Below are 1662 nucleotides of genomic sequence, written 5' to 3' on the forward strand. Positions count from 1 at the left end.
TGAGCCTCCTGATATGAACAAAACTGTCAAGAGTGCTGCTCCCAACCCGGTTTGGATCTTTTTTAGTCCGCCCTTAAGAAACGAAGCTTTTTCAGCTTCTTTTTTACCTTGGTTATTTGCGTGTACTGCGCTTTATACGTCCTCCTTTCTGAGTAGGATTAAACGAAAGACAAGCACACGGCACGAAGGCAAAAATGTTCGACTGCGGTTCGCATTCTGATATTCGTGGGTTCACACATGTTATCTTTCCGTATGAAGGACTTTATCACTAACTCGCCGCGTACGTTCATCTGACAAGTCAGACTAGTACAGAGGAGGCACGTGGATTTTCCTTCCCGGTTTTAACCTTTGCCTTCGAGCCCTGCGCTCAGCTACGTCTTCAATCTATGATCTTGAGAAATAAGACCTGAACAATCCATTCGACGGGTAGCGTTTTACTGATGAGCTGGTTCGATTTCTTGCGCAACTGCCCAGATAAATCCAGCTAATTCTCGTGCGACAGCGGTAACCACTTTATTTTTTTCTTTGCCTTTAGACAGTAAACGATAATATTTTTTATGAAGCCGGTTCTGTGCTTTCCAGGAAATATCAAGAACGGCAGGGGATATGCCTTGTTGTCGCTTTTCTAGTTGTCCTTTAACGGCAGGCCGATGACGATAGCTCCAGGCAGCCTCAATTAACAGCTTCCTGAGATGTCGATTCCCGGCTTTCGTGATCTTGCCCTGGTATCTTTTCTCTCCACTTGAAGACTCGCTTGGGATCAAACCGATATAAGCCATCAATTGCCTTGGAGATTCAAAACGTTTGAAAGAGGAGATTTCAGCGACAAGGCTGGTCGCTGTAACTAACGCAATCCCGCGTAACGCTTGGAATGCTTTGATTAAAGCGAACTGACTACTGAGTGCGGCCTGTTCTTTAATCTCTTCTTCTAGTCGTCGGACACGCTGTTGAAGCTCTTTGAGCTGATGATAGTATTCCTGGAACACGATCCGTGAAGCCGCGAGCGTAAATTGAAGAGCGTCTAACCATTCGTAATACTTATGCGTCCAACGATTGATGCCATCAGGTGGCCGAATGTCATGACGTAAGAGAAACTTAGTTAAACGGTGTTTAGCACTGAGCTCATCTTCTTTGGCATCTTCACGACATCGTGTCAGATCACGCAGGGCTTCATCTTCCTCTGAAGGAACGTGAACAGTTGTTAACTCTCCAGCTCGATAAAGCTGCGCAAGTCGAACGGCATCTCTTTTATCCGTCTTCACACGATCACCAGGTTTTTGAGGAATCAGCGATGGGGCAATCACATCACAATGAACCCCGATCGACTTGAATAATCGGTAAAGAGGATAACCTGTCGGACCAGCTTCATAACACACAAATAAATGTTCAGATTGACCAAGCTTTTTCACGAGAGAACGGATGGCTTCAGCAGTATGAGGAATCATGCCATAGTAACGCGGGGCTTCACGCCCTACATCAGCGATGGCGACCGCAATTTTTTCTTTAGACACGTCTAAACCGATGAATTTTGTGGTATTCTTCATAGTAAGCTAGCTCCTTTCGTATTATAGCTCTGATTGGGTTTGATGGTTTCTTACTTTCTTATACCCAGTTAACCTACGAATGTACGAATAAGGAGCTAGTTTTGTTCATGATAACTCG

The 1662-nt window shown here is 44.9% G+C and carries 1 protein-coding gene; it reads right to left on the minus strand.

Annotated features, from left to right (window positions below):
* Nucleotides 1-434 precede the first annotated feature (434 nt).
* Entirely contained in the window at nt 435-1544 is a 1110-nt protein-coding gene (locus JOD21_RS19165; protein ID WP_204731100.1) for an IS110 family RNA-guided transposase, read from the minus strand.
* Between the last annotated feature and the right edge of the window lie 118 nt (nt 1545-1662).

The sequence above is a fragment of the Jeotgalibacillus terrae genome (assembly GCF_016908195.1).
In the GTDB taxonomy this organism is placed as follows: domain Bacteria; phylum Bacillota; class Bacilli; order Bacillales; family Jeotgalibacillaceae; genus Jeotgalibacillus; species Jeotgalibacillus terrae.